At 56.7% G+C, this 5,693-nt stretch carries 4 protein-coding genes and 1 pseudogene; 3 read left to right on the top strand and 2 right to left on the bottom strand.

Annotated features, from left to right (window positions below; translation table 11 throughout):
* The coding region (gene argC / locus AC1DH9_RS23255; protein WP_477808853.1) for an N-acetyl-gamma-glutamyl-phosphate reductase at nucleotides 1–1,006 on the top strand (1,006 nt) is incomplete at its 5' end.
* 168 nt (nucleotides 1,007–1,174) lie between these two features.
* A complete protein-coding gene (erpA, locus tag AC1DH9_RS23260; protein WP_007906865.1) occupies nucleotides 1,175–1,525 on the top strand; it encodes an iron-sulfur cluster insertion protein ErpA in 351 nt (116 codons plus the stop codon).
* Nucleotides 1,526–1,592: 67 nt separating this feature from the next.
* Here erpA and AC1DH9_RS23265 read toward each other — a convergent pair whose 3' ends face one another.
* Both AC1DH9_RS23265 and AC1DH9_RS23270 read right to left on the bottom strand, forming a co-directional pair.
* Nucleotides 1,593–2,684, bottom strand: a complete 1,092-nt coding sequence (locus AC1DH9_RS23265; protein ID WP_477808854.1) for an anhydro-N-acetylmuramic acid kinase — start codon at nucleotides 2,682–2,684, stop codon at nucleotides 1,593–1,595.
* 3 nt (nucleotides 2,685–2,687) lie between these two features.
* Nucleotides 2,688–4,112: a peptidoglycan DD-metalloendopeptidase family protein gene (locus AC1DH9_RS23270; protein WP_427544797.1), complete on the bottom strand. Its 1,425-nt coding sequence runs from the start codon at nucleotides 4,110–4,112 to the stop codon at nucleotides 2,688–2,690.
* A 209-nt stretch (nucleotides 4,113–4,321) separates the two neighbouring features.
* Between AC1DH9_RS23270 and tyrS the strand changes: the two are divergent.
* Nucleotides 4,322–5,355 (top strand): annotated as a pseudogene (gene tyrS / locus AC1DH9_RS23275) (tyrosine--tRNA ligase).
* Nucleotides 5,356–5,693: the final 338 nt, after the last annotated feature.

The raw sequence follows: 5,693 nt of genomic DNA on the forward strand, positions 1-5,693 counted from the left end.
GGGTTACACCGGTGTCGAATTGCTGCGTCTGTTGGCGCAACATCCGCAAGCTGAAGTGGTAGTGATCACTTCCCGATCCGAGGCAGGCCTGGCCGTTGCCGACATGTACCCGAACCTGCGAGGCCACTACGACGGCCTGGCGTTCAGCGTTCCGGACATCAAAACACTCGGTGCCTGCGATGTGGTGTTCTTCGCCACTCCGCACGGTGTAGCGCATGCGCTGGCCGGTGAATTACTGGCAGCCGGGACCAAGGTCATCGACCTGTCGGCAGACTTCCGTCTGCAGGACGCGGACGAATGGGCCAAGTGGTATGGTCAGCCACACGGTGCGCCAGAGTTGCTGGAAGAAGCGGTCTACGGTTTGCCGGAAGTCAATCGTGAGCAGATCAGGCAAGCACGCCTGATCGCGGTGCCGGGTTGCTACCCAACCGCTACGCAACTGGGCTTCCTGCCGTTGCTCGAAGCAGGTCTTGCCGATACTTCGCGTCTGATCGCTGACTGCAAGTCGGGTGTCAGCGGTGCAGGTCGTGGTGCAAGCGTCGGTTCGCTGTATTCCGAAACCTCCGAGAGCATGAAAGCCTACGCCGTTAAAGGGCATCGTCACTTGCCGGAGATTCGCCAGGGGCTGCGTCGCGCAGCGGGCAAGGACGTCGGCCTGACTTTTGTGCCGCACCTGACGCCGATGATTCGTGGTATTCACTCCACGCTCTATGCAACCGTGGTCGACCGCTCCATAGACTTRCAGGCGTTGTTTGAGAAGCGCTACGCCAACGAACCGTTCGTCGATGTCATGCCGGCTGGCAGTCATCCGGAAACCCGTAGCGTGCGGGGTGCCAACGTTTGCCGTATTGCAGTTCATCGTCCACAGGACGGCGATCTGGTGGTGGTGCTGTCGGTGATCGACAATTTGGTCAAAGGCGCGTCGGGTCAGGCGGTGCAGAACCTGAACATCCTGTTCGGTCTGGACGAGCGCTTGGGTCTGTCCCATGCAGGCATGCTGCCTTAAGGCTTTATCCTGCTCAGCAAAAAGGCCCGTTTAACGGGCCTTTTTGTATTCCGGGCTAACCATTGTGTTGATTGATATACCGTAACAATAGTTGACCGATTTTCTGGGAGAAGCGGATAATGCGCGTCATCACGCATTATGGCGGTGTAACACCGGGAGATAGTCAGCATGAGCGTCGAATCCTTCACCCCCACGGCTTTGCAATTCACCCACGGTGCCGCGCACAAGGTGAAGAGCCTGGTCGATGAAGAGGGTAATGATCGCTTGAAGCTGCGCGTATTCGTTACGGGCGGCGGTTGTTCAGGGTTTCAGTACGGCTTCACGTTCGATGAAGAAGTAGCCGATGACGACACCATCGTCGAGCGCGAGGGTGTGAGTCTGGTCGTCGATCCGATGAGCTTCCAGTACCTGGCGGGTGCCGAGGTGGATTATCAGGAAGGTCTGGAAGGTTCGCGTTTCGTGATCAAGAACCCGAATGCCACCACAACCTGTGGTTGCGGCTCTTCGTTTTCGATCTGATGGCACCTCACCGCATCACAAAACGCCGCATGGCCTCACGGTTTTGCGGCGTTTTGCTGTCTGGCATTCAGACGGGGTAGATGGCGCCGAGGACGCGTAATCCGCGAGCGCCAGTGACGCTTGGGCGATTGGCCGGGATGCTTTCGAGGCAGCAGTGAGCCAACCAGGCGAAGGCCATGGCTTCGACCCAGTCCGGGTCTACGCCATAGGCTGCAGTGCTGCTGACCTTGGCGTCTGGCAGCAGGCTGGCAAGCCGTGCCATCAGCGTCGCGTTATGGGCGCCGCCACCACAGACCAGAAGTTCTTGCGTATCGGCTTGTGCGGCTTGTAGCGATTCGACGATGGTCAGCGCCGTCAGCTCAAGCAACGTGGCTTGCACGTCTTGCGCAGCAAATGTGGGCAGGCGCGCCAGGTGTTGTGTCAGCCATTGCAGGTTGAACACTTCGCGGCCGGTGCTTTTGGGGCCCTTGGTCAGGAAGAATGGATCGTTCAACAGGGCTTTCAGCAGTACAGGCTCCACGGTGCCGCTTKCTGCCCACTGGCCGTCACGGTCGAAGGTCTCACCGCGCTGCTGGTGAATCCAGGCGTCCAGCAGGACATTGCCCGGGCCGCAGTCAAAGCCCGAGACGGGTTTTCCGGTCTCGATCAGGCTGAGATTGCTGAAGCCGCCAACATTCAAGACTGCACGGTTGCCGCTGCGCTGTTCAAACAAGGCTTCATGGAAAGCTGGAACCAGCGGCGCACCTTGTCCGCCAGCTGCCACATCGCGGCTACGAAAGTCACTGACGACGGTGATTGCGGTCAATTCGGCCAGCAGGGCAGGGTTGCCGATCTGCACGGTAAAACCGCGTGCAGGCTCGTGGCGAATGGTTTGGCCGTGGCTGCCAATCGCTCGGATGTCGTCAGGTTTCAGGTGTTGATCTGAAAGCAAGGTATTGATGCCCTGGGCGGCCAGTTTTACCCAGTTTTGCTGAGCAATGGCGCTGCGGGCTATCTCGTCAGACCCGCTGGCGCACAAGCCAAGCAGCTCGGCGCGCAGGGATTCGGGCATGGGAATGTAGTGCGTGGCGATCAGTTTGATCGCCGGTGCTTGCTCGATCAGCGCAATGTCCAGGCCATCAAGGCTGGTACCGGACATCACACCTATATAGAGCGCCATGGCTTAGCGTTTGCTCGAAGCAAGCAGGGTGGCTTTTTCTTGCGCCATGCGCGCCATCAGCGGCTGGCTTTGTTGCAGGAAGCGTGCGCGCTCGGACTTGGCGATCGGATCGGCCATTGGCAATTTCTGGCCCAGCGGATCGACGTGAACGCCGTTGACCTGGAACTCGTAGTGCAGGTGCGGGCCGGTCGAGAGTCCGGTAGTGCCGATATAGCCAATCACCTGGCCTTGCTTGACGTTGCCGCCAGTCTTGATGCCTTTGGCGAAGCCTTGCATGTGTCCGTACAGCGTGCGGTAGGTGTTGCCGTGCTGAATGATAACGGTATTGCCGTAACCACCGCGGCGACCGGCCAGCAGTACTTTGCCGTCACCGGCAGCCTTGATCGGCGTGCCGCGAGGCGCTGCGTAGTCGACGCCTTTGTGAGCGCGAATTTTGTTCAGAATTGGATGCTTGCGACCCATGGAGAAACGCGAGCTAATACGGGCGAAGTCCACCGGCGTACGAATGAACGCCTTGCGCATGCTGTTGCCTTCGGCCGTGTAATAGCTGCTGTTACCTTGCTTGTTTGTGTAGCGCACGGCGGTGTAAGTCTTGCCGCGGTTGGTGAAACGGGCAGAAAGAATGGGGCCGTTGCCGACCGCTTTACCGTTGACGACTTTCTGTTCGTAGATCACGTCGAACTCGTCACCCTGGCGAATATCCTGGGCGAAGTCGACGTCGTAGCCAAACACGCTGGCCATGTCCATGGTGAGGCTGTGGGACAGGCCGGCACGCGCTGCGGATTGCGAGAGCGAGCTGTTGATCACGCCATGAACATAGGCGGAACGCACGGTTGGCTTGGCGGTGATGCGGTTAAAGGTATAACTCTTGGCGTTTTTGCTCAGGCTGATGCTTTCAACGTCGTTGATCTTGCTGTGCAGATTGGTCAACTGGCCGTCGCGGCCCAGTTCGAACTCGAGTTTCTGGCCGTGTTTAAGCTGGGTGAACTGCTTGGCTTGCTTGTCGCTGGCCAATACGTCGTGCACCAAAGCGGCTGGAAGCCCGACTTTCTCGAACAATGTGGAGAGGGTGTCGCCTTTGGCAACGATCACTTCCCGGTGACCTGGCGTTTTCTTCTCTTCAACCACCGGTGCCGGGACCGGTGCCGCTTTAGCTGTTTCCTTGGTATCGTCGGTGCTGTCTTCGATCTGGGCGAATGGAGATTCGACCGGCTCGTTTGTGGCTTGAACGGCTTCAGCAGCGTCTTGATCTTGTGTCAGTTGTTCTGCAGGACGTTCCAGTTCAAGGCTCAGGGTTGTCTTTTTGGCTTCAACGTCACTGGAAGGGAATACCAGGAGCGCCAGGCTGAGGAGGGCGGCAATGCCACTCGCCGCGAGCAGATGAGTCTTCGGATAAAGCGGCGGCGCTTTAGACGGTTCTGTGGTCATAGGTAATTTGACTTTGGAAAAGATGAATTGGAAAAGATGAATGACATGATGAAGATGAAATAACTGTATAAAATATAACCAAATCATCTCTTAAGCAAGTCGCGAATGCTCTGTTCGCGGATTGGCGTCCGTGCGCCGGGCAAAACTTGTATTTGGTGCGCGATCTTGTATGGTTGGTTCCCTTTGAATCTGAGCCTTGCGGGTCTGTTATGAAGTCGGTTGAAGAGCAGCTAGCGCTGATCAAACGTGGTGCGGAAGAACTGTTGGTCGAGTCCGAGCTGATCGAGAAGCTCAAGCGCGGCCAGCCGCTGCGTATTAAGGCTGGCTTCGATCCGACTGCGCCGGATTTGCACCTGGGGCACACGGTGCTTATTAATAAGTTGCGCCAGTTCCAGGATCTGGGTCACCAGGTGATCTTCCTTATAGGATGGGGCCTGCGGATTTCATTCGTCTGACCTCGCAATACACTGTGGCACGCATGCTTGAGCGCGATGACTTCGACAAGCGCTATTCGACCAATCAGCCAATTGCTATCCACGAGTTCCTGTATCCGCTGGTTCAAGGGTACGACTCGGTTGCGTTGCGCGCGGATGTCGAGTTGGGTGGCACCGATCAGAAGTTCAACCTGCTGATGGGGCGTGAGCTACAGCGCAGTTATGGTCAGGAGGCTCAATGCATTCTGACTATGCCGTTGCTCGAAGGGTTGGATGGTGTGAAGAAGATGTCCAAGTCGTTGGGCAACTACGTCGGTATCCAGGAAGCTCCGGGTGTCATGTATGGCAAGCTGGTTTCGATTCCGGATGTGCTGATGTGGCGCTACTTCGAATTGCTCAGCTTCCGCTCCATGGATGAGATCGATGCGTTGCGTGCAGATGTTGAAGCTGGCGCCAATCCGCGGGATATCAAGATCAAGCTGGCCGAAGAGATTGTTGCACGCTTCCATGGTGAAGAGGCGGCGGCGAACGCTCACCGTGGCGCGGGTAACCGTATGAAGGAGGGTGAGTTGCCGGATGACTTGCCAGAGATCGAGCTGACTGCGACTGAGGATATGCCGATTGCGGCTGTGCTTAATAAAGCAGGGTTGGTGAAGAACTCGGCAGTCGCGCGTGATCTGCTCGGTTCCGGCGGTGTGCGTATAGATGGCGAAGTGGTTGATCGCACCTTTATATATGCACTGGGCGCGACCCATGTTTGCCAGGCCGGAAAGAAGGCATTTGCGCGTATTACGCTTAAATCCGAGTAAGGCTGAAATTAGGGGTTGACGGCGAATTATATCTGTCTATAATTCGCCCCACTTCCGGCGCAGTCGAAACGGAAAACTCCTTGGTAAACAAAGAGTTACGAGGTTTTCGACAGCGGTTACGCTTCAGTTCATCGAAGTCCGAAGGAGTTGAAAGAGCGGTGTTGTTTGGCTCTTTTAACGGTTCGATCCTCTCGGTCGAAAGCGGAGAAAAAGAGGTGTTGACAGCAGCGAGTAACGCTGTAGAATTCGCCTCCCGCTAACGAGAGATCGGAAGCGCAAGTGGTTGAAGTTGCAAAGGAAACTTTGAAAACTTCTGAAAATAACCGCTTGACAGCAAC

The sequence above is a fragment of the Pseudomonas sp. 05T35 genome, from assembly GCF_056396605.1.